Source organism: Pseudomonas izuensis, assembly GCF_002356535.2.
In the GTDB taxonomy this organism is placed as follows: Bacteria; Pseudomonadota; Gammaproteobacteria; order Pseudomonadales; family Pseudomonadaceae; genus Aquipseudomonas; species Aquipseudomonas izuensis.
This window is the reverse complement of record NZ_AP017423.2, coordinates 5,645,131-5,670,486: the sequence shown is the minus strand read 5'-3', so window position 1 is coordinate 5,670,486 and position 25,356 is coordinate 5,645,131. Positions and strand designations below refer to the sequence as shown.

The following is a 25,356-nucleotide window of genomic DNA, read 5'->3' as shown; positions in this document are numbered from 1 at the left end:
GGGTGATCGACAGGTTGGTATTTTCCTTTATAAACCTGTTTGGCGGTCAGGAGAGTGACTGCTAACTGACGGCGCTGTCAGTTTCGTACGCTCTTTGACTTGGCGGCCTCTGGGCCGGCACCTGTGGGAGCAAGCTCTGCTCCCACAGAGGCTCAGACGATCAGTTTGCGACCCGCGCCCCGGCCAGGCTTCCGCTCAACTCATACGCCGCCAATTCCGCCTGATGGGCCGCCAGCAACTCTGGCAACGATCCGCGCAGATACTCCACCCAGGTCTTGATCTTCGCGTCCAGGTACTGACGCGACGGGTAGATGGCGTACAGGTTCAGCTCTTGCGAGCGGTATTTGGGCATGACCCGTACCAGTGTTCCATTGCGCAGACCGTCGATCGCGGCATACAGCGGCAGGACGCCGACCCCCATGCCGCTGGTGATCGCGCTTTTCATGGCGTCGGCGGAGTTCACCAGGAACGGTGAGCTGTTGATGATGACCATTTCCTGGCCATCGGGGCCGTCGAAGGCCCATTTTTCCAGGGGGATGACCGGGCTGACCAGGCGCAGGCAGGCGTGGTTGAGCAGGTCACTGGGTTTTTGCGCGCAGCCATTGGCTTTGACGTAGGCCGGGGAGGCGCAAACGATGCTGTAGGTGATGCCCAGCCGCTGGGAGACGAAGCCCGAGTCCGGGAGTTCGCGGGCGAGCACGATGGACACGTCGTAGCCCTCGTCCAGCAGGTCCGGCACGCGGTTGGCCATGGTCAGGTCGAAGGTCACGTCCGGGTGGGTCTTGCGGTAGCGGGCGATGGCATCGATCACGAAATGCTGGCCGATGCCGGTCATGGTGTGCACTTTCAGTTGCCCGGCGGGGCGTGCGTGGGCGTCGCTGGCTTCGGCCTCGGCTTCTTCGACGTAGGCCAGGATTTGCTCGCAGCGCAGCAAATATCGCTTGCCGGCTTCGGTCAGGGCGATGCGCCGGGTTGTTCGGTTGAGCAGACGGGTTTGCAGGTGGGCTTCCAGGTTGGAGACCGCGCGCGAGACGTTGGCGGTGGTGGTGTCCAGTTGCACGGCGGCGGCGGTGAAGCTGCCGGCCTCGGCCACGTAACTGAAGGCGCGCATGTTTTGCAATGTGTCCATGGGGTGCTCTCGGGTTCGATGGCAAATTGTGACACGAAGTTTCAGAGTCTGAGACCCCAGACTTAAGGATTATCTCGTTAACGGTAACAAAGATTCACAGGAATCCCAGCTTATCGCTTTCAAAGCCCACCCCTAGAATTGTGCCGATCCCTGTAGGAGCAAAGCTTGCTCGCGATGGGTTCACCCAGGTCCGTCAGATCCACCACGGCGATGCCATCGCGAGCAAGCTTTGCTCCCACAGGCTCCAGCCTCATTTTCCTCAGGAATTTTCAGCAGTGCCGCGTCGCATCAGCAGAGCGCTTTCGCCGCTCAGTATTCTGGCTTTAACCCTGGCAATCAGCGGCTGCATCGGAACCGGAGGTATTGCCCCGCAGGGCAAGGCACTGGAGGCCAATTCACTGGTCACCGACGAAGCAATCCAGAGCGCCGCTCAGGATGCTCACTGGCCCACCGCGCAATGGTGGCAGGCCTATGGCGACCCGCAACTGAACCGCTGGATCGACCTTGCCGTGCAAGGCAGCCCGACCATGGCCATGGCCGCCGCGCGGGTGCGTCAGGCCAAATCCATGGCCGGTATTGCCGAAGCGGCCGAGTCGTTGCAGATCAATGGCGAGTCCACCCTCAAGCGTCACAACTGGCCCACCGATCAGTTCTACGGGCCAGGCGAGTTGGCCAACAGTACCACTTGGGACAACAACGCTGCGCTGGGCTTCAGTTACGCCCTCGATCTCTGGGGCCGCGAAAGCAACAACACCGAACGCGCCGTGGACATGGCCCACATGACCGTCGCCGAGGCGCGCCAGGCCCAGCTCGAGTTGCAGAACAACATCGTGCGCGTCTACATCGAACTCTCGTTGCATTACGCACAACGGGACATCGCCCTGGCGACCCTCAAGCAACAACAGCAGATTCTTGAACTGGCACAGAAGCGCCTGAACGGCGGCATCGGCACCCATTTCGAAGTCAGTCAGGCCGAGACCCCGCTGCCGGAAACCCATCGGCAGATCGATGCGCTGGACGAAGAAATCGCCCTGAGCCGCAATCAACTGGCCGCGTTGGCCGGTAAGGGCCCGGGAGAGGGCGCGCAATTGCAACGGCCGACGCTGTCGCTGGGCGCGGCGCTGAAACTGCCGTCGTCGTTGCCGGCGCAATTGCTCGGGCAGCGTCCGGACGTGGTCGCCAGTCGCTGGCAAGTCGCAGCGCAGGCCCGGGGCATCGATGTGGCGCATGCCGGTTTCTACCCCAACGTCGACCTGGTCGGCAGCCTGGGCTACATGGCCACCGGCGGCGGGGCTTTGGAGTTTTTGACCGGCAAGAAACTCAACTACAGCGTGGGACCTGCGATTTCCTTGCCGATTTTCGACGGCGGTCGCTTGCGCGCAGAGCTGGGTGAGGCCTCGGCCGGTTATGACATCGCTGTGGCCAGGTACAACCAGACGCTGGTCAATGCGCTGAAAAACATTTCCGATCAACTGATCCGTCGCGAGTCCATGGACAAGCAGCAAACGTTCGCCGCCGAGTCGGTGGCCACCGCGCAGAAAACCTACGACATCGCCATGATCGCCTACCAGCGCGGGCTTACCGATTACCTCAACGTGCTCAATGCCCAGACCCTGCTGTTCAAGCAGCAGCAGGTCCAGCAACAGGTCCAGGCCGCGCGCCTGAGCGCCCACGCTGAGCTGGTGACGGCACTCGGCGGTGGGCTGGGTGCGGGTAACGACGTGCCGAAAGACAGCCGGACCGCCGCGCCGAAAACCCCGGTCCTTCTGCGTTGAACACGATACCTGTGGGAGCGAGCCTGCTCGCGAAAAGGCCCAGTCAGTCAATGATGATGTCGCCTGACACACCGCTTTCGCGAGCAGGCTCGCTCCCACAGGTCCTGAGTCTGGCCTTAAATTCAATGAGCAGGATTCCATGACCCCCTTGCCCGCACCTTTGCGCTGGCTGTATTCCCTCGAATGGCGCCGGGGTTTGTTCGACTGGGCACGCAGCGATGGCGTGACCTGGGTCTATATTTTCAAGGTGCTGATCGCCGCCTTCCTCACGCTGTGGCTGGCCATGCGCCTGGAATTGCCGCAACCGCGCACGGCGATGATCACGGTGTTCATCGTCATGCAGCCGCAAAGCGGCCATGTGTTCGCCAAAAGCGTCTATCGGTTCCTCGGCACGTTGGCCGGCTCGTCTGTGATGGTCGCGTTGATCGCCCTGTTTGCGCAGAACACCGAACTGTTTCTCGGCTCGCTGGCGATCTGGGTCGGGATCTGCACGGCCGGTGCCACCCGCTGCCGCAACTTCCGCGCCTACGGCTTCGTGCTCGCAGGGTACACCGCGGCAATGGTCGGCCTGCCTGCTCTGGCCCATCCAGATGGCGCGTTTATGGCGGCGGTCTGGCGGGTGCTGGAAATCTCCCTGGGGATTCTCTGCTCGACCCTGATCAGCGCCGCGATCCTGCCGCAATCGGCCAGTGCCGCCATGCGCAACGCCTTGTACCAGCGCTTCGGGGTGTTCGCCCTGTTCGTCACCGACGGCTTGCGCGGGCGCAGCCGACGCGAGGCTTTCGAAGCCAGCAACGTGCGCTTCATCGCCGAGGCGGTGGGCCTGGAGGGCTTGCGCAGTGTCACCGTATTCGAAGACCCGCACATGCGTCGGCGCAACGGCCGGCTCAGCCGCCTGAACAGCGAGTTCATGGGCATCACCACCCGCTTCAACGCCTTGCATCAATTGCTCGAGCGCTTGCGCAGCAACGGTGCCGATCACGTCGAGGCGGCAATCAAGCCGGGCTTGCAGGACCTGGCCGAGTTGCTCGACGGCTACAGCGGTCGCGCCCTGACCAGCGCCGATGCAGCGCGACTGGTCACGGCCCTGACGGCCTACAAGGCAGGTTTGCCGGCCCGGGTGCGCAGCCTGCGGGCGATCTTCCAGGAGAGCGATCCGGGCGACGCCGAACAACTGGATTTCCACACCGCCTACGAATTGCTCTATCGCTTTGTCGATGACTTGCACAGTTATGCACAGACTCACGCGTCCCTGGCGGATCACAGCCATGAGCGAGAGCGTTGGGACGAACCCTTCACGCCGCAAACCAACTGGATGGCCGCCGCGGCGTCCGGGATTCGTGCGTCGTTCATTCTCATCGTATTGGGCAGCTATTGGGTGGCCACGGCATGGCCGAGCGGGGCGACCATGACCCTGATTGCCGCCGCCACCGTGGGCCTGTCCGCCGCGACGCCGAATCCCAAGCGCATGTCGTTCCAGATGGCCTGCGGCACGTTCCTGGGGGCACTGATCGGTTTCGTCGAGATGTTTTTCATCTTTCCGTGGATCGATGGCTTTCCCTTGCTGTGCGTGATGCTCGCGCCGGTGATCGTGCTCGGCTCGTTCCTGGCTTCGCGGCCGCAATACGCCGGGGTCGGGTTGGGCTTGTTGATCTTCTTCAGCACCGGTTCGGTGCCGGACAACCTGACGATCTATAACCCCTACACCTTCATCAACGACTACATCGCCATGGTGCTCGGCATGCTGGTGTGCGCGGCGGCGGGGGCAATCATTCTGCCGCCCAACAGTCGCTGGTTATGGCGACGGCTGGAGCAGGACCTGCGCGGCCAGGTGGTGTACGCCATCAGCGGCAAACTCAAGGGCCTGGCGTCGAGTTTCGAAAGCCGTACCCGCGACCTGGTGCATCAGGCCTACGGGTTCGCGGCAGGGCAGCCGCAGGTGCAGCGCAATCTGTTGCGCTGGATGTTCGTGGTGCTGGAGGTCGGTCACGCAATCATCGAGTTACGTAAAGAGCAGGCGATCCTACCGGTGCACCCGGCCTATGCCGAATCCCAGCCGTGGCGCCAGTCGATCCGCGTGATGGGGCGCTCGCTGGTGCGGCTGTTCCTGCAACCGGGCCAGAGCAATCTGGAACGTGCATTGATCGCGGTCGACCACGCCATCAGCCGGGTCCAGGCCACTGACGAACCCTTCGCCCCGCACTTCGACACCTCGGCGTTGCGCCGGGTGAAAAGCTACCTGCACTTCATCCGCACTTCGCTGCTGGACCCGCAATCGCCACTGTCCAGCTACACCCACGCCGCCAAGCCCCAAGGACTTGATCATGCCCCGTGAAATCGCCTTCCACGGCGTGTACATGCCCACCATGACCCTGATGTTTTTGATCGCCGCGGCGCTGGCCTGGGCGCTTGACCGGTTTCTCTCCGGGTTCGACCTGTACCGCTTCTTCTGGCACCCGGCGCTGCTGCGCCTGAGTCTGTTTACCTGTCTGTTCGGCGCGTTGGCGCTGACTGTCTACCGTTGAGAATGCCTTGATGAAAAAGCTCTTCAGCCTGCTCGCCACCCTGCTGGTATTGGCCCTGGCGATATGGATCGGCCGCACCCTCTGGGTGCATTACATGGAGACGCCGTGGACCCGTGACGGCCGGGTGCGTGCCGACATCATCAACGTCGCCGCCGACGTCACCGGCGAAGTGGTGAGCGTGCCGGTGCGTGACAACCAGCTTGTCAAAAAAGGTGATCTGCTGATGCAGATCGACCCCGAGCACTACCGACTCGCGGTCAAGCAGGCGCAATCGCTGGTGGCTTCGCGCAAGGCCACGTGGGAGATGCGCAAGGTCAACGCCCATCGCCGCGCCGACCTGGACAACCTGGTGATCTCCAAGGAAAACCGTGACGACGCCAGCAACATCGCCGACTCGGCCCTGGCCGATTATCAGCAGGCCCAGGCGCAACTCGAAGCCGCCGAACTCAACCTCAAGCGCACCGAAGTCCGGGCGGCGGTGGACGGTTACGTGACCAACCTCAACGTCCATCGCGGCGACTATGCGCGCATCGGCGAAGCGAAAATGGCCGTGGTCGACATGAACTCTTTCTGGGTCTACGGCTTCTTCGAAGAAACCAAACTGCCCCACGTGCGCGTGGGTGATAAGGCGGATATGCAACTGATGAGCGGTGAAGTGCTCAAGGGGCATGTGGAAAGCATTTCGCGCGGGATCTACGACCGCGACAACCCGGAAAGTCGCGAGCTGATTGCCGACGTGAACCCGACCTTCAACTGGGTGCGCCTGGCGCAGCGGGTGCCGGTGCGCATTCATATCGATGAAGTGCCGGAGGGGGTGCTGTTGGCGGCGGGGATTACTTGTACGGTGGTGGTCAAGCGGGGCGATGGTGCATAACCGATAGACCGAGTCGCATTCTTCGCGAGCAGGCTCGCTCCCACAATTGGAATGCATTCCCCTGTGGGAGCGAGCCTGCTCGCGAATGCCGCGCCTCGGTCTGCCAGACATACAGTGACCGTTCACGCGCTGCAAAAAGTCTCGTGCAAATGCCGCCAGAGAATTCTGCCATCCACCTTCTCGAACACCACGGTCGAGCGGCGATCGGAGTGCAGCCCGGTGGCATCGGTTTGCTGTTCGCGATAACTGACCGTCGCGCCGCCGTTGTGCAGCGCAAGGCCATGCAACTCACTGAGCTTGATGCGAAACCCTAGCTTCTTGCCGCCCGCCAGCATGAACAGCTGGTTCAGCGCGTCAAAATCCAGCACCCGGCCCAAGGGCGAGACCATGGAAAACTGCGGCGAAAATCGGGTCAGCAGGCGTTCGAGTTCGCGCGGGTCTTGCTCCTCGGCCAGCCATTTTTCGATGGCGACGTGGGCCTGGATCACTTCGTCAAAGTATTCGGTGAAGTCGGACATGTTGTTTCCTGAGATTCATTGGTGTCTGTTCTGGCCCCTTCGCGAGCAGGCTCGCTCCCACAGGGGAACGCATTTCCATTGTGTGAGCGAGCCTGCTCGCGAAGGCCGCGACTCGGTCCTAGAGCTGCCCGCGCAATCCGAACCGCTTCATCAACGCGGACTCCAATAAGCCTTTTGGCAATAGTCCCGCCATCAACGGCAACGCCCGACTGCCATTCCCCAGCCGCACCAGCCTCGGCGGCTTGTTCTGCTGTACGGCCTTGAGCAACCCGGCGGCGAACTCACTGGCCGGGGTCGGGTTGTCCTGGGAGGCCTTGGCCCGTGCGCGTATGCCATCGCGCAGCGGAAACCATGGCGATTGTTCGCTGATCAGTTGTTCGGCTTCGTGGCCGGCGTTTTTGGCGAAACTGGAGGCAATGGCACCGGGTTGAACTTCCATGACCCTGACACCGAAGGGCGCCAGTTCCATGCGCAAGGCATCGCTCAAGGCATGCACGGCGGCTTTGGACGCGCAGTAGGCACCCGCGAACGGCGTGACCAGCACCCCTGAAACGCTGCCAATGTTCACCACGATCCCTTTGGCCCGGCGCAACACCGGAAACATTGCGCGGGTCACGCCAACGATGGCGAAGACATTGGTTTCGAACTGGCGCTGCATCGCCTGCACACCGCCATCGAGCAAAGGCCCCATGGCGCCGAAACCGGCGTTATTGATCAGTACGTCGAGGCCGCCATGCTGTCGGTTGATCCGTTCGCTCAACTGTTCCAGTGCCTGGCCGTCATTGACGTCCAGTTGTACGGCGGTGAATCCGCCAGCGCTCAGCATGGCCACGTCTTCAGCCCTGCGTGCACTGGCCCAGACTTCGTATCCGGCGTGTTTGAACGCATCGGCGAGCGCGCGGCCTATGCCGCTGGAACATCCGGTAATCAACGCAACGGGCATGGCGCGTTCCTTGTGCAATCAGTGGGGGAAAGCTCGTGGGAGAAAGCTCAGTCAGAAAAGCTACCCTGTAAACGCTCTGCGCGAAACTCCAGGGTTTCCGGACGGTAGCCGGGGCGCAGTGGCGGTAGCGGCAAACAGTCTTCCCAGTTGCCGCCGGCCTGCAATTCACCGGGGCCACGGTAGCGAGGCGCGGAGTATTGATTGTCGGCGAGGTTGACCGTATCGCCTGGTGCGTAAGCGGCCACCCGCCAGCGCAACTCGGTCATCGGCACGTCGTTGCCGTTGTTCAGGGTCAATTTCAGCGGTCGGTCGGCGGGGCAGTGTTGCGGCGCGTAGCTGATGCGCAACTCCAGGCGCTGCAGTTGCTTGAGTTCGCGGTGGTCCATCCAGATGACCCAGGTGGCGACGATGCCCAGGCCGACGGCGGCCGCCAGGGAAACGGGCAGGGCCTTGGCTGGGTAGCGCAACAACAGGATCACCCAGGTGATGACCAGCAGGACACCGATGAACATGACGCGCAAACCTCGGGGATGGAGAGGGCCATCGTACCTAAGGGCAGGGGAGGTTGGCGATGGGCGTGATTTTTGTGCTGGATTTAATGGCCCCTTCGCGAGCAGGCTCGCTCCCACATTGGTTTTGTGAACGCCACAGATCACCTGTGGGAGCGAGCCTGCTCGCGAAAGGGCCAGCCCGGGCAACAAAAAATTCAGATCAAAAAAAGCCCCCGTCCAACCCGCTGCGGATAGGGAACGCAGCAGGCCGGTCAGGGGCTCAAGGTCTACAGAGGCTTACTGCGCGATGGTCTTCACCGACACGCCGCGCTCGATCGGCGTGGTGCGCCCGTAGATATCCTCAAACCGCTCGATATCGTCTTCACCCAGGTAGCTGCCCGATTGCACTTCGATGATCTCCAGCGGGATCTTGCCCGGGTTGCGCAGACGGTGAACCGAGGCAATCGGGATGTAGGTCGACTGGTTTTCGGTCAACAGGAACACGTTCTCGTCGCAGGTCACTTCAGCAGTGCCGCTGACGACGATCCAGTGCTCGGCGCGGTGGTGGTGCATTTGCAGCGACAGGCACGCGCCCGGCTTGACCGAGATGTGCTTGACCTGGAAGCGCCCGCCCATGTCCACCGAGTCGTAGGAGCCCCACGGACGATAGACTTCGCAGTGGTTCTGGGTTTCGCTGCGGCCCTGTTCGTTGAGGGTGTTGACCATCTGCTTCACGCCCTGGACCTTGTCCTTGTGCGCAATCATCATGGCGTCCTTGGTTTCGACGACGACGATGTTTTCCAGGCCGATCACCGACACCAGTTTGCCGTTGCCGTGGATCATGCAATTGCGGCTGTCCTGGACTACTACGTCGCCCTTGGTGACGTTGCCGTTGGCGTCTTTTTCATTCACTTCCCACAGCGACGACCAGCAACCGACATCGCTCCAGCCGGCGGTCAGCGGTACCACGCAAGCGCGCCGGGTTTTTTCCATTACCGAGTAGTCGATGGAGTTGTCCGGGCAGCAGGCGAAAGTCGCTTCGTCGATGCTGACGGTGTCAGCGTCTTGCTGGCTGCGTTCCAGGGTCAGCAGGCAGGTGTCGTAGATGTCCGGGTCGTGCTTTTTCAGTTCTTCGAGGAAGCGGCTGGCGCGGAACAGGAACATGCCGCTGTTCCAGAAGTAGCCGCCGGACTGGACGAACTCGGTGGCGCGTTTCACGTCGGGTTTTTCGACGAAGTGCGAGACACGGCTGACGCCTTCGGGCAGCAGTGAATCGTTGGTCGACTTGATGTAGCCATAACCGGTTTCCGGTTTGGTGGCCGGTACGCCGAACAGCACCATTTCGCCGTTTTCGGCGGCGACGGTGGCCAGTGCCAGGGCGCGTTGCAGGGCTTTCTGGTCTTCCAGTACGTGGTCGGCCGGCAGTACCAGCATCAGTTCGTCACGACCTTCATTGACCAGCATCATCGCGGTCAGGGCCACGGCCGGCGCAGTGTTGCGACCGAACGGTTCCATCAGGATGCGCTGGGTTTCCAGTTTGCGGGCGGCCAGTTGCTCGTTGACGATGAAACGGTGGTCCTTGTTGCAGACCACGATCGGCGTGTCCATGCCTTCGAACACCAGGCGCTCCAGGGTTTGCTGGAACAGGGTGTGTTCGCCGGTCAGGGCCAGGAACTGTTTAGGGAACTGCTTACGGGAAAGCGGCCAAAGACGTGAGCCGCTACCACCGGAGAGGATGACTGGAATCATGGTGTTACTCCTTGAAAATCGTTTGGTTAGAGCCCCTGTGGGAGCGAGCCTGCTCGCGAAAGCGGTGTATCAGTCGACATTGATGTTGAATGTCAGACCGTATTCGCGAGCAGGCTCGCTCCCACCAAGGAGACTGCGTCAATTGGGGAATAGGGTTAGCGTGTCGACACCGGGCGTTTCACCCAGACCGGCGACAGGCTGCTGCCACTGCCGGTGACGTACAGCACGGCGGCTTCACCGCGTTCCAGGGCGACCGGTTTCACGTCGCCGACTTTGGTTGCACCGTCGTACAGCGCCAGGCTGACTTTCACCGGGTTGATTTCACGTTCGCCACGGCCCTTGGCCGCCACGTTCGGCACCACGTCCGTCTTGCCATCGGCGGTTTTCAGGGTCAGTGCCTTGTCGCTGAGGTTCTGCACACGGACCAGGGATTTCTGTTTGTTCTTGAACGGCGGCTCTTCGATCAGTTGCGGCGCGCCGCTGGCGTTGTTGACCAGGGTGTAATAGTGGTCACCGGCCAGTTTCACCGGCAGCGTCTGACTGCCGACCTTGGCGCTGTAGTCACCGCCTGGCATGAAACTGAAGTCACTGCTCGACAGCGGCGCGACGTCACTCAGGTTGGTGCTGCCGACGGTGGCGCTGACTTCGGAATTGCCGGCGTTGTAGATGCGCACGAAGGTCGAGCCTTTCGGGGCGGTCGGACCGTAGAGCGCGGCGTCGCCACCGGCGAAAGCGTTCATGGACAGGACGCTGAAGGTCGCGGCCAGTGCAAAGGTCTTGGCGAGACGACGAGGAGTAGTCGTGAAAGTCATGGTAGTACCTCTCTCTTTCAGTTTTGCGCCCGGTCGGGCGTCTCGGATTTAGCGTTAATGGCTACGTTTTGTTGGCGCGCGCCGGCTTGTTTAAGCTCTGCGACCCACTGCGGGTCGGCGTCGCCGATTTCGTTGTTCACAGGCAGATATCGTTCAGGAAACTCCCAGATCAGCACCTGCGGCGGGCTGTTCTTGAAAGCGTCACTTTTGAGGTAGCTGAGCATCGGCAGGATCGGGCCATGGCCGTCTTCGGCGTAATTGACCACGTCGCTGCGCAGGGCTTGTTTCAGTGCGCCCACAAAGTTCCAGTTGGGGTTGGCGCTGTAGCTGGTACCGATCAGCGCGACGGGCACTTCGGTATTGGCGAACAGGGCGTCGTCACCGGCAGGCTGATCGCCGGCGGCCACGGTGTTGCGCTTTTGCAAAGGCTCTTGGGCCGGCATCAGGTTTTCGAACAACGGGTCCAGTGGCAGGAACAGACGCAGGTCGCCTTTGTGGGTGATCTTTTCCGCAGGTGTAGTGACGAAGGTTTGCGGTTCACCACTCAGTGGGTATTTCTCGGCAATGGTCTTGGCCAGGCGGTTGGCGGCGATCTCGGCGCCTTCCGGGGTCCAGTGGGTGTCGGTGCGCAGGAACACCTGCTTGCCGTCGTTTTTCGCGGCTTGCAACGGGCCCAGCAGGTCCGGCGCGGGAATCCGGTCGGCGGCCAGGCGCTGGTGGAAGTCCTTGTAGAGGTTGGCGTGGATGCTGGCTGGTTTCACCTCACCGAGGTGTTCCGGGTACAGGCGCACCTTGGCCGGCACCACCGCCATCACCAGTTGCACGCCTTTGTCCTTCAGGGTCTGGCGCACGCCTTCGACCAGCGCATAGTTGCCTTGCAGGTTCAGCTCTTCGTTGACCACCGGGTGGAATTCTTCATCGCTGTACAGCCACTGGTCGCGACCGAGCACCACGCCCGGACGACCTTCGTTGAACAGTTTGAAATCCAGTGCTGCCCAGAGGTTGGTGCCCAGGCGCTTGATCGGGAACTCGTCGTCGTAGTGCGTTTCCACGGCTTTGGTCCAGCGACCGTTGAGCACCGTTGCATCGGCGTTGGTGCTGAAGCCCAGGAAGCTGCGAACCGACCACAGGCCCAGGGCCAGCAGGGTCACCAGAAACAGGGCGATGTAGAAGATGCGTAATGAGCGGGTCATGGCCGGATCCCTCAGAACTGGAAGTAAAGGAACGGCGAGAAGCTTTGCGCCGAGAGTTTGAGAATCGAGGCGATGAACAGCAGCAGCACCAGCGCGCGCATCACGTAGCGCGACCAGTCAGCGGTCCAGTAGGCCGGTTGCACCTGGGCTTCGACGCCGACGGTGTAGCCAGGCTGATGGATGTTCGCCGGGTTATCCCCAGGCACGGCTTTGATCGTGCCGGCCGTCGCGGCGGCCGGGCCGTCGGCGTCGACATTCACTTCAGGCTTGGACTTGACTGGCGGCTGGTTGGTATAGAAATCGCGCAGGCCGAAGAACGCCAAAGTCACGTAAGCCACGATCAAGGTCGCCACTTGCAGGCCGGTGAGGCTGGCCTGGTTGAGTTCCGACAACGACCAGTCGCCGAAGCTGAACATCGCGCCGTACATGCGCCCGGCGACGTGCAGGTTCTCGGCACGGAAGATCACCCAGCCCATCACCACCAGCAGGAAGGTCAGTACCCAGCGGATCGGGTTGAAACTGCGCGGTGTGGTGTTCAGGCCGATGGCTTTTTCAATCGCCAGCCACATGCCGTGCCACGCACCCCAGACGATGTAGGTGATGTTCGCGCCGTGCCACAGACCACCGAGCAGCATGGTCAGGAACAGGTTGCGATAGGTCATCAACGTGCCTTTGCGGTTACCGCCCAGGGTGATGTACAGGTAGTCACGCAACCAGGTCGACAGGCTGATGTGCCAGCGCCGCCAGAACTCGGTGATCGACTGGCTGACATACGGCTGCTTGAAGTTTTCCATGAAGCGGAAACCCATCATCAAGCCCAGGCCGATGGCCATGTCGCTGTAGCCGGAGAAGTCGAAATACAGCTGCGCGGTGTACGCCAGGGCACCGAGCCAGGCATCGCCCGTGGTCGGGTTTTGCAGGGCGAAGCAATGGTCGGCCACCACCGCGAGGGTGTCGGCGATGAAGACTTTCTTGATGAAACCCTGCATGAACCGCGTGCAGCCCTCGGAGAATTTGTCGAGGGTGTGGGTGCGGTTGTTGAACTGATCGGCCAGGTCGCGGAAACGCAACACGGGGCCGGCGATCAGGTGCGGGAAGATCGCCACGAACGCCGCGAAGTCGATCAGGTTGCGGGTTGCCGGGGTATCACCCCGGTAGACGTCGATGATGTAGCTGATGGACTCGAAGATGTAGAACGAGATCCCGATCGGCAACAGCACGTGGGTCAGGATGAACGGCGAAAGACCCACCGAGGTCATCATGGCGTTGATGCTCTCGACGCCGAAGTTGGCGTACTTGAAGTAGCCGAGGATGCACAGGTCGACGGCCACGCCGAGCAGCAGCCAGCGCTGCGCCGGTTTGGTCTTGACCCCGGCCGCGCCGACTTTCAGGCCGATCCAGTAGTTCCACAACGTGACGGCGGCGAACAGCGCCAGGAAGTCCACACGCCACCAGGCGTAGAACACGTAGCTGGCGATCAGCAGCAGCAAATTGCGATAGCGTTGCCCGCTCAGGTAGTACAAGCCGAGAAAGATCGGCAAGAACAAAAACAGGAATACGTTGGACGAAAAAACCATCCCGATCTCTCCTTGTTTAACCAACATTCAAGGGCCAACGGCCCCCCCAAACCCCCCATGAAAAATCGGGGGCAATAACTCAAATCTCATAACTGACAATTAACCCTGTGGGAGCAGGCTTGCCCGCGATTGCAATCTGACATTCAACATTGATGTCGACTGAACTACCGCTATCGCGGGCAAGCCCGCTCCCACAGGATCTTCATTCCACAGGGAAATCTACTAACTCCCCTTATTGCCCTTTTCATTGGCCGGGTCGTAGACCCTGGTCAGGTCACCCCCGAGCCGGAAGGACTTGAACGGCTGCATGGAATGTTTCTTCTGCAGCACATCCGGCGCGCAGGTGTAGAGCGTGCAGAACGGTTCGAGCCAGGCGAATTTCGAGTCGATCTTCAAGTCGGTCATGTCCTGTTCCTTGCCGTTCTTCTGCTCGAACTGATCCGGGTCTTTCACCCCGGCGAGCACGCGATCACCCAGGCGTTTCAGGGCGCCGTTGTTTTCCTGGCGCAAGTCCACACCGTTGACCTGGGCGAAACTGGCGATCATCGCCAGCGGCGGCAGGGCGTAGTTGTGGTAGGCGAGGGCGCGTTGCTGGCGCTTGAGTTCGTTGGGCAAAAAGCCCTGGGCGTCGACCTGATTGGCGCCGACCTTGTATTCCTTCACCGCCCAGTCGAACAGGTCGCGGCGGTTGGTGGCGACGGACGTTGCCATCACCGACCAGGCAGCCCAGTACGAGTGGTTGTTGGTTTGTTCCAGTGGCAGGTTGTCCCAGTCGCTGACCACCTGATCGGCCATTTTGCTGAACCAGGCTTCGATCAACTGCGACTCCTGCTGGTGGTTGGCCAGCGGATGGGAGTCGGAGAACTTCAGGCGAATGTACGACGACGCCATGCTGCCCAATGCCCATTTGCGCATGGATTTGCCGGTGTGGTTGAAGTCCCTGGACATCAGTGCGTCCGCCCGAGCCCAGGTCGTCAACCAGTTGAGCGTGCATTCCAGTTGCTCCGGACGCCCATCGCGCATGAACTGCATCACCCGCTTGCTGGTGCCGCGCTCGATTTTGGTGATGTCGGCGGTGCTGTCACGGAAGGCTTTTTCCGATTGCACGTTCAGGGTTGCACGGGCCTTGTCCGAGCCTTCGTACTTGCTGCGAAATTGCAGTGAACCGGTGTACGGCGTCGGCATCGCATCGCAGCCTTCGCTCTTGTCGCCGGTTTTGACTTTTTCGATGGGCGCGAAGTAACCCTGAGGCGGGCGCAGTGGCGCGGCGGCCTGGGTCGCGCCGGCGAACATCGCCAGGCTCAACAGCGTCAATGTCGCAAGTGTCGGAGTTCGCATGGCAGTCCTCATTGCCCGACCGAAGCAGTACGCTGCTCGCCCGGGAATACGTTGCGTTTGCAGATTTTCGCTTCGACCTTCTGTGGCGCGGCACCCGCTTCAGGGCCCTGGACTTCGACGGCCAGCAGGTTCTGCGAGGCCCAGTCTTCGTCCGTGCGCAACTCGAAGGCGAAACGCCCGTCAGTCTCGGAGGTTTCCGGTTTGTCGATCTTGATGTCCTCGTGGCGCCCGTTCATGTACCAGAGGGTGGCTTGCAGGGTTTTCACCGATGTGTCGGCGAAGCGGATGTCGACCTGGTGACTGCTGTTTTGCAGGTTCAGGTTTTTGCTGTTGACCATCAGTTCGTTTTTGCCCGGCTTCAACGTCGTGCTGCCGGACATCTGTGCTTCCTTGCCTTCGCAACCGTTGTCCAACAGCGCCATCATCTGGCGGTAGATGGTTTCCTGGTCGAGGCGATAGAGCGGCGAGAATTCCCAGATGAGAATCTTCGGCGGATGCTTCTGGAACTCGTCGCTGCCAAGGTACTGCAGCATCGAACCTTCCAGGCCGCCACCGGGGAACGCCACGTTGAGAATGTCGGCGCCGATGGCCTCTTCGAGGAAACCGGCGAAGTTGTAGTTCTTGCCACTGTGGCTGGTGCCGACCAGGGTGATCTCCGGGTTGCCGGAATCGCCGAACAGATCGCCATCACCCGCTTCGCCTTTCGGTTCGGTGGTGAATTGATCCATGTACTGGATCGCGTAGCTGGTGCCACAGAGTTGACCGGCCATGTTGTGCAATGTTCCGGTCTTGCCCATGCGACCCGACTTATGGGTCTCGAATTCACGCTTGGGAATGTCGGCGAAGGCCGGGATCTGCTTGACCTTTTCGGCGACGATTTTCGCTGTGCGCTGGGCACCATACGGGGTCCAGTGCTGGTCGCCGCGGAAGTAGAAGTCATGGGCGGGCAGGGTGTCGGGCAGCGATTCGTTGGTCAGCGGCGACAGGTCCGGCACCACGTAACCCATGGCCGCGAAACGGCCAAGCATGGTCTTGTAGTTCTTCAGTGCCTTGTCGAAATCGAAGCTGGCTTTCTCGGCCGGGTTGAGCTTGTTGCGGTTCACCAGGCCACGGGTCGGCTGGTACACGACGACCAACTCCACGCCTTTGCTCTTGAATGCATCGTGCAGCTGTTTCATGCGTTTGTAGCCGGCGGGCGTGGTGTCGAATTCGGTGCGCAAGTCTTCTTGCGTACGGAACAGCCAGTCGCCCTGGGCCTGCACCAGCGTGGTGAAGTTCTGCTGATAACGGGTGGTGTAATTCTTCGCGTCGTGGGCGGCAGGGCACAGGCTGCAGCAGGGCTCGGCAGAGAACTTCGGCGCTTGTGCTTCGTCGGCTCTGGCGCCAGTGCTGGCGGCGAGAATGCCGGCGGTCAGGGCCGACAGGCTGAGTAATTTGATCAAGTGTGGGTGCATAAAATTATCCTCAGTCCTGCATTTCGGTCTGGCGTTCGACAGGGTCGATCAGCACGGCTTTCTGCTGGCGTACCAGCAGGTCGAGAATTTCATCCTGACGATCGCCAAGGATGCCGGTGAAGCTGATGCCGCTGGATTTGGTCGGCGCGAGCATGGACACGCGATACAGCTCGACACTCAGCGGCGAGTCGATGGACAGCGGCCCGCTGCCGTTGGCCGCCAGTTCGCCGCCGACCACGATCAGCGACACTTGGGCGTCGAACGGGTCGAGCTTGATGTCGCGGTCGGTGTTGGTGAGGTCCTTGATGTGCCCGTAGACACCGGTCAGGCCGTTGGCCATGGCGACGTTTTCGTAGAGGCGAATGTTCACGCTGTTACGAATGCGGATACCGTGGCGGCGGTTGCTGAGCACCTTGTTGCCCCACAGCAGGTTGTCGGCACTCTCGTAGAGGGTGATGCCGTCAGTGTGGTTCTGGTAGATCTCGTTGTGGGCAATCAGGTTGTTCACGCTGTTACGGTCGATCACCAGCCCCGAGAGGTGGTTGTCGTAGCTGCGGTTGTTGAAGATGAAGCTGTCGTTGACCTCACGGGAGATAATGATCCCGTGCTTCTTCTTCGTACCAAACACCGTGTTGTCGGCAATGATCAAACGGTGGGAACGGTCGTGGGGGTCAATGCCGTAGACGATGTTGTCTTTGTAAGTGTTGCCCTTGACCACGAAGTCGCGGGTTTCGTAGCAGTAGAAGCCGTACCACATGTCCGAGAACTCGGAGCCGACGATCCAGCCGGTCGGTTCAGGACGCTTGAGCACCTTGGCCATGTTCGGCGTGTACTGGGAAATACTCACGCCGTAGGACTTACTGTTGGCGTAGCCGAAACTGGCGATCTTGCTGTTGGCGATGTAGGTCTCGGTGCCGCCCCAGGCCAGCAGGAACGGACGAAATTCCTTGGGCGAGTTGAACGTTGCCGGGCCGTTGTCCTTCTCGCGCCAACCAGTGATTTTGGTGTCACGTACAAACAGCTGGCCGTCGTTGACCAGGAACGAGCCGGCCTCCTGGGACAGGCGCAATTCCTGGGTCTGTTTGTCGATTTCCAGGATGCCGTGGCGGCCGACTACGATCGGCAACTTTGCCAGGTAAACCCCCGGTGCGGTTTCGATGACGTACTTGGGTTGCTTCTTCGCCAGGTCCTTGAGGTTCATGTAGCCATCGTCGACGAAGATCGCCTGGGGGATACCGTGCTGACGCACCACCCACTCGGCCATCTTGTTGTCGCCGCCGATGAAATCCTTCAGGGCGTCTTCCTGCATCATCCGGCGCACGCTGATTTTGCCGACCTTGCTGCGCACGATTTTCGCGGCGATAGCCTCGGCGGTGTAGCCCGAGAGGTCCGGCAGTTTCGGCGTGGCCAGTTCCAAAGGCTCGGTTGGCGCGCTGCTGACGGTGTAGGTCTTGGCCTGTTGTAGCCCCTTGCCCATGGTTACCGGCTTCGCGGCCGGCTCCACATTGGCCTGCACTGCATGGGCGAAGCCAGCACAACTGGCCAGCAGTAAAGCGCCGGCCAGCAGGCTGATCGAGCCTTTCCGGGCTTGATGATTCATCTGGGAGACTCCCTTCGCAATGTGCATCAGAAGCGCCAGATCACGTCGATGAACGCGCGGTGCATGTACGAATCGACCTGACTGCCATAGGCGTCACCGGGCTTGAACACGCCGCCACGGAACCGCACCAGGGCCGAAGGCTCGTCGATCGACTGGCTCAACGCCGCCGGCAACAGGCCCTGTTTGAAGTACTTGGTGACCACCAGGTCCATTTCCTGACCCATGTCTTTCTCACCATCGTTCAGCGGCAGCGAAGTGCTGGACAGCACGGCGCCGGTGACGTCGTCGGTGTTGTTCTCGACGGCGTTGATGCCGTTGCTGCCGACCGGCTTGTTGCCGTCTACACGCCAGAACTTGTGGTAGATCAGGCTGGCATCGTATTCGTCGTTGAGCATCCACGAACCGAACAGCGTCGCGGTTTGCAGGTTGTTCATTTCGCCGCGGAAGGCTTCCCCGAAACGGTGAACCCGCGAGCGGGTGCCGGTGAAGTTCGAGCGGTTGCTTTCCAGGCCGTTCTGTTCGTAATCGGCGCTGGCACGGGCGTAGGCCGCACCGACTTGCCATTGCGGATCGAGGCGCAAGCGCACGCCGACATCGGTGGCCCAGCCGTTGAGGTCTTCACCGCGCTTGGCTTCGGTCGGAGGCGTGCCATCGGCGTTCAGCGGGTTGACCGTGTCGGTGTCGCCGCGCATGCCGGTGATGCTGCCCCAGTAGTTGACCGTGTTGGTGTTGCGCCAGTTGTAGGCGTCGCTGTCGGCGGTCAGGCCCAGCCAGCTGATGTCGCCGTTCTGTTTCTTGTCCAGCGAATCGGCCGGCACGCCCGGTTCCGGGTAGTCGAGCTTGCCGTTGTCATGGGTGTGATGACCGCGAATGCCGACCCAGTTGCCCGGTGTCCACTGATACGCCGCATCGGCGTAGGCGTGCAGGCGATCCTTGTCCTTTGGCGCCAGCTCTTTCAAGTCGGTGCGGTACTCGCTGAAGCGTTCGGCAACACCGGCGTTGGCGCGCAACAGGGTGGTGTCGAAGGTCCAGTTCAGGGCTTCGATGTTGGTGTCGCGCCATTGGCCGTCGTCGTTGCGCAGGCGCTGGCGACCGAATTTCAGGATCTCGCCAGGGTAGGGCGTGAAGCCGCTGTAACCGACCCAGAATTCACGCATCGCCAGGTAGTTTTTCTTGGTCTGGCGATCACTGTTGTCGGTGTTCTCGGCACCGTCGGACTGTTGCAGGGTGTCGGTCTCGATGATGTCGGTGGACGTCACGGCCTGCCCCATGGCGTAGGCACTCCACGCGCCACTCTCGCCGTAGACCCACGGGCGCAGGTCGAGGCCGACGCCATTGACGTCGCCGCCGCTGCGGGTGCCGAGGTCACGGTCGTCTTCGGACTGGCCGGTGATTTTCACTTCAAGGCCGAAGTTCTTCGGTTCTTCAGTCATCGCGGCCAGTGTCGGGCACGACCAGATCAGCGCGAATGTCAGGCCGATGCCAGCCTGTACGAATGGATTCAATTTCATAGGGATTCCTCGCCGTCTTCTTGCAGGGCCTGCAGTTGCGGTGTGTTCTGGCTAAGCGCACCACGGGTCGCCTGTTCCTGTTTCAACAGACGCTGGGCCTCGGCCAGCTGCGCAGGCGGCAGTTGGGCTTCGAGTGTTTGTGCAAGCTCGGTGGCTTGCGGGGTGTTTTGGGCTTTGGCGAGCTGGCTGAACACGTAGGCGTTCAGCGGGTCAGGCTTGGTGCCTTTGCCTTGGGAAAACAGTTGGGCGATGGCGAAGTCGGCGCTGTTCTGGCCGTTTCGCGCAGCGGTCAGCAGGTGGTCGAGGGCCTTCTGCGGATAGACCTTGCCCAGGTAGCCACGGCGATAGATCTGGCCGAGGTAGTAATCGGCGGCGACTTCGCGGCCGACGGCTTTCTGGAAATGTTCTTCAGCGACCTTGGCGTCGGCCGGGACCATTTTGCCTTCGTAGTAGAGCTTGCCCAGCAACAGTTCGGCGCGCGGCTGGTCGGCGGCGCGGCCATTGTCCAGGTACTTCATCATCTGATCGACGTCGCCCAGTTCGGGGAAGTCGTAGAGCAATTGCGCGAGGGTGACCCACGACGCCGGGTAGCCCGGTGCGATCGGTTCGAGCAGCGATTGCGCGGTTTTTTCGTCGGTCTTGCCCAGGGCCGGATCGGCGAGCACGCGGGCGACGCTGTCCACCCGTTGAGCGGATACAGCGCCGCGAGTGTGCGCCGCCTGCATCTGCTTGATCAGCTCGGCCTGTTGCTCTGGCTGGGCTTTTTTCTGATAGACCGTGGCCAGTTCGACGTAGCAGATGTCGGTGGTGTTGATCGCGGCCTTGCAGATTTTTTCCACGTCATCCAGATGCTGGTCGTAGGTGCCCTGGGTGCGATACAGCAGCACTTGCGCCAGGCCCGCTTCCGGCTTGCCTTCGGCGCGCCATTGGCTGATCTGCTTCTGCGCATCGACGTTGGGGAAGCTGTGCGGGTATTGCAGGTACAGCATTGCCAATGGGATCAGGGTGTTGCCTTCGCCAGCGGCGGAAGCCTTTTTCAACAGGCCTTCGGCCTCGTGATGCTCGGCTTCTGTGGCACCGGGCTTGGCCACCAGCAGACGACCGAGACGCGCCTGGGCACGCGGGGAAACACTGGCGGCCGCGCGATAAGTCGCCTCGGCCTGTTTCATTTGCGCCGGGTCGCGGCTGTCGACCTGAAGGTCGGCCAAGCCAACTTGAGCCTCGCTGTAGCCCAGGTCCGCCAGCTGCTGATAGTTCGCGGCGGCGGTGGCGGTGTCGCCACGCTTTAGCGCTTCGTTGGCCAAACGCTGGTCGGGCAGGCCGGCGCAACCGGCGAGGCTTACCGCCAATGCCAGCGAGCACACCATATGACCCCTGTGGGAGCTGGCTTGCCAGCGATTCAGGCGACTCGGTGTTTCAGAAAGACTGAGGTGTCCCAATCGCTGGCAAGCCAGCTCCCACAGGGTCTGTGGTGTTCTGAGTATTGGTGGAATGGTCACAGGCATGTCCTCCGGTTACAGACCAGCTGCCATGGCTTTGTCGATCAGCCAGTTCAGGTTCGGTCCGCGGTCGCTGTTCACTTCCACCGGACGGCCGGCGAGGGTGCTGTCCAGGGCTTCATCCGGCTGGATCAGGACGCGGATGTCGGACGACAGGTCGGCGCTTTTCAGGCTGGTGCTGCTGACGATCTTGCCGGTGCGGGTCTTGTCTTCACCGGCGATCTGGAAGCGCACGGCGGTGCCTGGCCGCACGTCGCCGAACTGACGGTAGGAGAAGCGTGCTTCGACATTGGCTTCGGTGTTGCGTGGCACCAGTTGGAAGATCACGTCGCCCTTGCTGGCGTACTGGCCATCGGAAACCATTTGCTGGGCCACGGTGCAATCGCACGGCGACGTCAGGGTCCCGGTCATTTGCTTGCCAAACAGTTCTTCAACCTTGGCGGGTGTCAGTTGGTCGTCTTGCAGGTGGCCCTTGAGCACGTCGAGCATGCTGGTGCTGAACGTCGCCAGCGGTGCGCCCTTGGCGGCCACGCCGTCGGCTTTCACCAGGCTTTGCACAGTGCCGTCACGGGGCATGGTGATGTTCACGCCCGGCACGCTGACCAGACCGGCCTGGGCATGGCTGACGAAGTACATGCCGTACACCGACTTGAAAATGAACCCGAACGCGGCCAGGCCAACGACGAAAACCCCCAGGCTGAAGGTCACGGCCTTCATGCGCCCGAACGCGGTCATGCCATGGCCGCCGTCCTTCATCTTGCGCGCCTTGGTGAAGTTGTCGCGCTGCAGGGTCGCCAGTACTTCGCCGATGCTGACGATGTCGCCGGCCAGGTGCGAGGTGATCAGGTGCCGCAGGGTCGAGATATCTCGTGGTTCCAGGTTCTGGAACTGGCAGCCGGTACGGCCGGTATCGCGATCGTAGGAACGCACCTGCAGTTCCACATCCATGGCCAGGCCGAGGTTGTCGATGACGAATTGCAGGCGGGCCTTGTACACGTCACCCATTTTCAGCGGCAACTGACCGGCGTTGAACGCCAGGCCACCCGCGGACAGGTCGATCACTCGCGCTTCGACCGGTGTACGGTCGGGTCCGAAGAAACGCAGCTTGGCCGGGATTTTGACCCGGGCGTGTTGGCGCTGGGCTTCGGATTCATGGACTACGTTGGCGTTGACGGCGGTATTCATAAGGGCGATTTCCGGGTTAATTCAAGAAAGGTGGGTCAGACCATCAGCAGCAGCGCGGCGACGAAAATGCTGCCGGCGGAGAAGGTCATGGTCCGAGACGACCAGGTGTTGAACCAACGTTGAAAGCTGGCGAGGTCACGGGACAGAGAAGTGGGTTGGCGAGTCCAGGACTGTTGATCGAGGCGGAAGAACACGTAGATCTTCACCAGTGCGCCGACGATCTGGTTGTAATAGAGAATCGCCGGGTAAGCCGGGCCGATCCGGTGACCGGAGCAAGACAGCAACAGGGTCAGGATCAGGCGGGTGATGCCGATCCACAGCAGGTACACCAGGATGAACGCGGTGCCGTACTTGAAGCTGGCGATCAGCGCCACGGTCAGGCCCAGCAGGGAGGTCCACATCGACACGCGCTGATCGAACAGCACCACCGAGGTGAACAGACCGAGACGTTTCATCCCCAGGCCCAGGGCGCGGGAGTTCTGCCGCAGGTTGTTGCCGTACCAGCGGAACATCAGCTTGCGACTGGCCTTGATGAAGCTCTTTTCCGGCGGATGCTCGACGGTGTTGATCGCAGCGTCAGGCACGTAGAAGGTGTCGTAGCCCAGGCGCATCAGGCTGAACCAGCTGGACTTGTCGTCGCCGGTGAGGAACTTGAAACGGCCCAGGCGCCAGTGTTGCAACGAGTCGCTTTCCACGTCGGCGATGAATTCCGGGTTGGTGACCACAGTGGCACGGAACACCGACATCCGCCCGGTCATGGTCAGCACGCGCTTGGACAGGGCCATCGAGCACATGTTGATGTGACGCTGGGCGAAACGCAGCTTGTGCCATTCGCTCATGATGTAGCCGCCACGCACTTCGCAGAATTCGTTGGTGGTCAGGCCACCGACATTGCCGAACAGCTGGAACCACGGCACGGTCTTGCGCACCACGCCTTCGCCGAGCACGGTGTCGCCATCGATCACGGCCACCACCGCGCGGTCATCCGGCAGGTGGCGGGAGATGGCGCGGAAACCATAAGCCAGGCCGTCGCGCTTGCCGGTGCCGGGAATGCGCACGAAGTCGAGCTTGACCCGTGCCGGCGGGTTCATCCGCTTCCACAGGCTTTTGACCAGCAGCTCATCGGACATTTCCACGATGGAGCAGACCACGGTGGTCGGCAGTTCGCAGTCGATGGCTTCGCGAATCACCGAGCTGTAGACCTGCGCGGTGGTCAGGGCGTCGATACGGAAACTGGTGACCATCAGGAATACGTGGGACGGGTCCGCCGCTTTGCCCAGCTTGCGCACTTTGCGCCGCAGGTGCGGGTAGACCACGTACAGAAACAGCATGCCGCGCAGAAAATGCGTGGCACCCATCGAGTAGCGCCAGATACCGACGATACCGATCAGGAAAATGAAGTCCTTCGACTCGGAGTCGAATGTGGACACAGGCAGCGCAATGGCGATGCCCATCAATAAACTTAGAAAAAACAGCCAACCGGCGGCCTGGAGTAGGCCGTGCTTTAGCCTGTGCATAATCGGAATCCTAAAGTCAGTTGCAAGTCTCGCGCCCCCTGTAGGAGCCGGCTTGCCGGCGATGGCGATCTCAGGTACGCCTTCGCTGGCGAGCCAGCTCCTACAGGGTTGCGGTGATCTGTAGGAGCCGGCTTGCTGGCGATCAGCGCGAAGCGCTTACAACCTGCCGGTTACCAGCAGATGCCTTCGGTGCGACCGGTCACGCTGGTGGCCTTGGACATGAAGCCCACCAGGTCGATCACTTGCTTGCCGTGAGGAACGTCCTTGACCAGTGAGCGGAATTTCTCGTCACGGTTACCGAGGATGATCACGTCGGCGTTGTTGATCACGTCGTCGAAGTCAGCGTTGAGCAAGGAGGAGACGTGGGGAATCTTCGACTCGATGTAGTCCTTGTTCGCGCCGTGAACACGGGCGTATTCGACGTTGCTGTCGTAGATGCGAAGGTCGAAACCCTTGCCGATCAGCATTTCTGCCAGGTCGACCAGCGGGCTTTCGCGCAGGTCATCGGTGCCGGCCTTGAAGCTCAGGCCCAGCAGGGCGACTTTGCGTTTGTCGTGGCTGGAAACGATGTCGAATGCGTTCTGCACCTGGGATTCGTTACTGCGCATCAGCGAGTTGAGCAGCGGCGCTTCCACGTCCAGGGAACTGGCGCGGTAGGTCAGGGCACGCACGTCCTTGGGCAGGCAGGAACCGCCGAAGGCGAAGCCCGGGCGCATGTAGTACTGGGACAGGTTCAGGGTCTTGTCCTGGCAGACCACGTCCATCACTTCACGACCGTCGACGCCGACCGCCTTGGCGATGTTGCCGATCTCGTTGGCGAAGGTCACCTTGGTGGCGTGCCACACGTTGCAGGTGTACTTGATCATCTCGGCGACGGCGATGTCCTTGCGGATGATCGGTGCGTCGAGTTCTTCGTACAGCGATTGCAGAACGTCGCCCGAGGCCTTGTCGAACTCGCCGATCACAGTCATCGGCGGCTGGTCGTAGTCGGCGATGGCGGTGCTTTCGCGCAGGAATTCAGGGTTCACCGCAACACCGAAATCGACACCGGCCTTCTTGCCGGAGCAGTCTTCGAGAATCGGGATGACCACATTGGCGACGGTGCCCGGCAACACGGTGCTGCGCACCACGATGGTGTGACGGGTGGATTTGTCACGCAGGACAAAACCGATTTCGCGGCACACGGCTTCGATGTAGTTCAGTTCCAGGTCGCCGTTCTTCTTGCTCGGCGTGCCCACGCAGATCATCGACAGATCGGTGTCGCGAATCGCCTCGGCGAAGTTGGTGGTACCGCGCAGGCGGCCGGTTTGAATACCTTGGGCCAGAAGTTCGCCCAGGCCCGGTTCAACGATTGGCGATTTACCGGCATTGATCATATCGATCTTGTCTTTTGCAACATCGACGCCAACGACGTCATGGCCCCGTGCAGACAGGCAACCGGCACAGACTGCGCCAACGTAACCCAAACCAAATATGCTGATGCGCATCGCAAATTACCTCTGTGTTTATCAAGCCATTAAATGGCCGGAGTTAATGGTGTTCAGCGGTGATATTGCACTCGCAAGTGCGTGTTACAGGCGCAACGATGCCGTGTTCTGGCATATAAGTTACGAGTGTCTAAATAAGTGCACTCAAGGTGTGCGTAACCGGGACTTATTGTTATGAC

General features: G+C 61.1%; 20 protein-coding genes. 4 read left to right on the top strand and 16 right to left on the bottom strand.

The window, feature by feature from the left end:
• Positions 1-160 precede the first annotated feature (160 nt).
• A complete protein-coding gene (locus LAB08_RS25280; protein ID WP_096509165.1) occupies positions 161-1,129 on the bottom strand; it encodes a LysR family transcriptional regulator in 969 nt (322 codons plus the stop codon).
• 275 nt (positions 1,130-1,404) lie between these two features.
• Between LAB08_RS25280 and LAB08_RS25275 the strand changes: the two genes are divergently transcribed.
• The 4 genes from LAB08_RS25275 to LAB08_RS25260 all read left to right on the top strand — a co-directional run bounded on the left by LAB08_RS25275 (position 1,405) and on the right by LAB08_RS25260 (position 6,303).
• Entirely contained in the window at positions 1,405-2,904 is a 1,500-nt protein-coding gene (locus LAB08_RS25275; RefSeq protein ID WP_096509166.1) for an efflux transporter outer membrane subunit, read from the top strand.
• A gap of 139 nt (positions 2,905-3,043) precedes the next feature.
• On the top strand, positions 3,044-5,239 hold the full coding sequence (locus LAB08_RS25270) for an FUSC family protein (protein WP_096509167.1): 2,196 nt from the start codon (positions 3,044-3,046) through the stop codon (positions 5,237-5,239).
• Positions 5,229-5,429 carry a DUF1656 domain-containing protein gene (locus LAB08_RS25265; RefSeq protein WP_047532914.1) on the top strand — a complete coding sequence of 67 codons (201 nt, stop codon included), beginning with the start codon at positions 5,229-5,231 and terminating at the stop codon, positions 5,427-5,429. The genes LAB08_RS25270 and LAB08_RS25265 overlap by 11 nt, the downstream gene beginning before the upstream one ends.
• 10 nt (positions 5,430-5,439) lie before the next feature.
• Entirely contained in the window at positions 5,440-6,303 is an 864-nt protein-coding gene (locus LAB08_RS25260; RefSeq protein ID WP_096509168.1) for an efflux RND transporter periplasmic adaptor subunit, read from the top strand.
• A gap of 122 nt (positions 6,304-6,425) precedes the next feature.
• Here LAB08_RS25260 and LAB08_RS25255 read toward each other — a convergent pair whose 3' ends face one another.
• From LAB08_RS25255 to LAB08_RS25185, 15 genes are all read right to left on the bottom strand, one after another.
• A complete protein-coding gene (locus tag LAB08_RS25255) occupies positions 6,426-6,821 on the bottom strand; it encodes a DUF4440 domain-containing protein (RefSeq protein WP_096509169.1) in 396 nt (131 codons plus the stop codon).
• A gap of 118 nt (positions 6,822-6,939) precedes the next feature.
• A complete protein-coding gene (locus LAB08_RS25250) occupies positions 6,940-7,764 on the bottom strand; it encodes an SDR family oxidoreductase (RefSeq protein WP_096509170.1) in 825 nt (274 codons plus the stop codon).
• 47 nt (positions 7,765-7,811) lie between these two features.
• A complete protein-coding gene (locus LAB08_RS25245; protein WP_096509171.1) occupies positions 7,812-8,276 on the bottom strand; it encodes a multidrug transporter in 465 nt (154 codons plus the stop codon).
• Positions 8,277-8,552: 276 nt separating this feature from the next.
• Entirely contained in the window at positions 8,553-10,004 is a 1,452-nt protein-coding gene (locus LAB08_RS25240; RefSeq protein WP_096509172.1) for a mannose-1-phosphate guanylyltransferase/mannose-6-phosphate isomerase, read from the bottom strand.
• 155 nt (positions 10,005-10,159) lie between these two features.
• A complete protein-coding gene (locus LAB08_RS25235; protein ID WP_096509173.1) occupies positions 10,160-10,816 on the bottom strand; it encodes an alginate O-acetyltransferase AlgF in 657 nt (218 codons plus the stop codon).
• Positions 10,817-10,833: 17 nt separating this feature from the next.
• The gene (locus tag LAB08_RS25230) at positions 10,834-12,009 is read right to left on the bottom strand and encodes an alginate O-acetyltransferase (RefSeq protein ID WP_096509174.1); all 1,176 of its coding nucleotides are present in this window, start codon (positions 12,007-12,009) and stop codon (positions 10,834-10,836) included.
• 11 nt (positions 12,010-12,020) lie between these two features.
• Positions 12,021-13,586, bottom strand: a complete 1,566-nt coding sequence (locus LAB08_RS25225) for an MBOAT family O-acyltransferase (protein ID WP_096509175.1) — start codon at positions 13,584-13,586, stop codon at positions 12,021-12,023.
• 222 nt (positions 13,587-13,808) lie between these two features.
• Positions 13,809-14,924: a mannuronate-specific alginate lyase gene (locus LAB08_RS25220; RefSeq protein WP_096509176.1), complete on the bottom strand. Its 1,116-nt coding sequence runs from the start codon at positions 14,922-14,924 to the stop codon at positions 13,809-13,811.
• Between the two features lie 8 nt (positions 14,925-14,932).
• Positions 14,933-16,378: an alginate O-acetyltransferase gene (locus tag LAB08_RS25215; protein ID WP_096509177.1), complete on the bottom strand. Its 1,446-nt coding sequence runs from the start codon at positions 16,376-16,378 to the stop codon at positions 14,933-14,935.
• 10 nt (positions 16,379-16,388) lie between these two features.
• Positions 16,389-17,978, bottom strand: coding sequence for a mannuronan 5-epimerase AlgG (gene algG / locus LAB08_RS25210; RefSeq protein ID WP_096509178.1), 1,590 nt, complete (start codon positions 17,976-17,978; stop codon positions 16,389-16,391).
• A gap of 26 nt (positions 17,979-18,004) precedes the next feature.
• A complete protein-coding gene (locus tag LAB08_RS25205) occupies positions 18,005-19,489 on the bottom strand; it encodes an alginate export family protein (protein WP_096509179.1) in 1,485 nt (494 codons plus the stop codon).
• A complete protein-coding gene (gene algK, locus LAB08_RS25200) occupies positions 19,486-20,994 on the bottom strand; it encodes an alginate biosynthesis TPR repeat lipoprotein AlgK (protein WP_301943428.1) in 1,509 nt (502 codons plus the stop codon). The genes LAB08_RS25205 and algK overlap by 4 nt, the downstream gene beginning before the upstream one ends.
• A 9-nt stretch (positions 20,995-21,003) precedes the next feature.
• Complete coding sequence (locus LAB08_RS25195; RefSeq protein ID WP_096509180.1) at positions 21,004-22,173, bottom strand: alginate biosynthesis protein Alg44; 1,170 nt, start codon at positions 22,171-22,173, stop codon at positions 21,004-21,006.
• 35 nt (positions 22,174-22,208) lie between these two features.
• A complete protein-coding gene (gene alg8, locus LAB08_RS25190) occupies positions 22,209-23,690 on the bottom strand; it encodes a mannuronan synthase (RefSeq protein ID WP_096509181.1) in 1,482 nt (493 codons plus the stop codon).
• A gap of 170 nt (positions 23,691-23,860) precedes the next feature.
• Positions 23,861-25,177, bottom strand: a complete 1,317-nt coding sequence (locus LAB08_RS25185) for a nucleotide sugar dehydrogenase (RefSeq protein WP_096509182.1) — start codon at positions 25,175-25,177, stop codon at positions 23,861-23,863.
• Between the last annotated feature and the right edge of the window lie 179 nt (positions 25,178-25,356).

Coding starts and splice junctions, on each gene's coding strand:
- LAB08_RS25195 (WP_096509180.1), bottom strand. CDS start 22,173: ATGAATACCGCCGTCAACGCCAACGTAGTCCATGAATCCGAAGCCCAG.
- LAB08_RS25260 (WP_096509168.1), top strand. CDS start 5,440: ATGAAAAAGCTCTTCAGCCTGCTCGCCACCCTGCTGGTATTGGCCCTG.
- LAB08_RS25245 (WP_096509171.1), bottom strand. CDS start 8,276: ATGTTCATCGGTGTCCTGCTGGTCATCACCTGGGTGATCCTGTTGTTG.
- LAB08_RS25185 (WP_096509182.1), bottom strand. CDS start 25,177: ATGCGCATCAGCATATTTGGTTTGGGTTACGTTGGCGCAGTCTGTGCC.
- LAB08_RS25215 (WP_096509177.1), bottom strand. CDS start 16,378: ATGCACCCACACTTGATCAAATTACTCAGCCTGTCGGCCCTGACCGCC.
- LAB08_RS25205 (WP_096509179.1), bottom strand. CDS start 19,489: ATGAAATTGAATCCATTCGTACAGGCTGGCATCGGCCTGACATTCGCG.
- LAB08_RS25240 (WP_096509172.1), bottom strand. CDS start 10,004: ATGATTCCAGTCATCCTCTCCGGTGGTAGCGGCTCACGTCTTTGGCCG.
- LAB08_RS25235 (WP_096509173.1), bottom strand. CDS start 10,816: ATGACTTTCACGACTACTCCTCGTCGTCTCGCCAAGACCTTTGCACTG.
- LAB08_RS25225 (WP_096509175.1), bottom strand. CDS start 13,586: ATGGTTTTTTCGTCCAACGTATTCCTGTTTTTGTTCTTGCCGATCTTT.
- LAB08_RS25270 (WP_096509167.1), top strand. CDS start 3,044: ATGACCCCCTTGCCCGCACCTTTGCGCTGGCTGTATTCCCTCGAATGG.
- algK (WP_301943428.1), bottom strand. CDS start 20,994: ATGCCTGTGACCATTCCACCAATACTCAGAACACCACAGACCCTGTGG.
- LAB08_RS25280 (WP_096509165.1), bottom strand. CDS start 1,129: ATGGACACATTGCAAAACATGCGCGCCTTCAGTTACGTGGCCGAGGCC.
- LAB08_RS25250 (WP_096509170.1), bottom strand. CDS start 7,764: ATGCCCGTTGCGTTGATTACCGGATGTTCCAGCGGCATAGGCCGCGCG.
- LAB08_RS25255 (WP_096509169.1), bottom strand. CDS start 6,821: ATGTCCGACTTCACCGAATACTTTGACGAAGTGATCCAGGCCCACGTC.
- LAB08_RS25220 (WP_096509176.1), bottom strand. CDS start 14,924: ATGCGAACTCCGACACTTGCGACATTGACGCTGTTGAGCCTGGCGATG.
- LAB08_RS25265 (WP_047532914.1), top strand. CDS start 5,229: ATGCCCCGTGAAATCGCCTTCCACGGCGTGTACATGCCCACCATGACC.
- alg8 (WP_096509181.1), bottom strand. CDS start 23,690: ATGCACAGGCTAAAGCACGGCCTACTCCAGGCCGCCGGTTGGCTGTTT.
- algG (WP_096509178.1), bottom strand. CDS start 17,978: ATGAATCATCAAGCCCGGAAAGGCTCGATCAGCCTGCTGGCCGGCGCT.
- LAB08_RS25230 (WP_096509174.1), bottom strand. CDS start 12,009: ATGACCCGCTCATTACGCATCTTCTACATCGCCCTGTTTCTGGTGACC.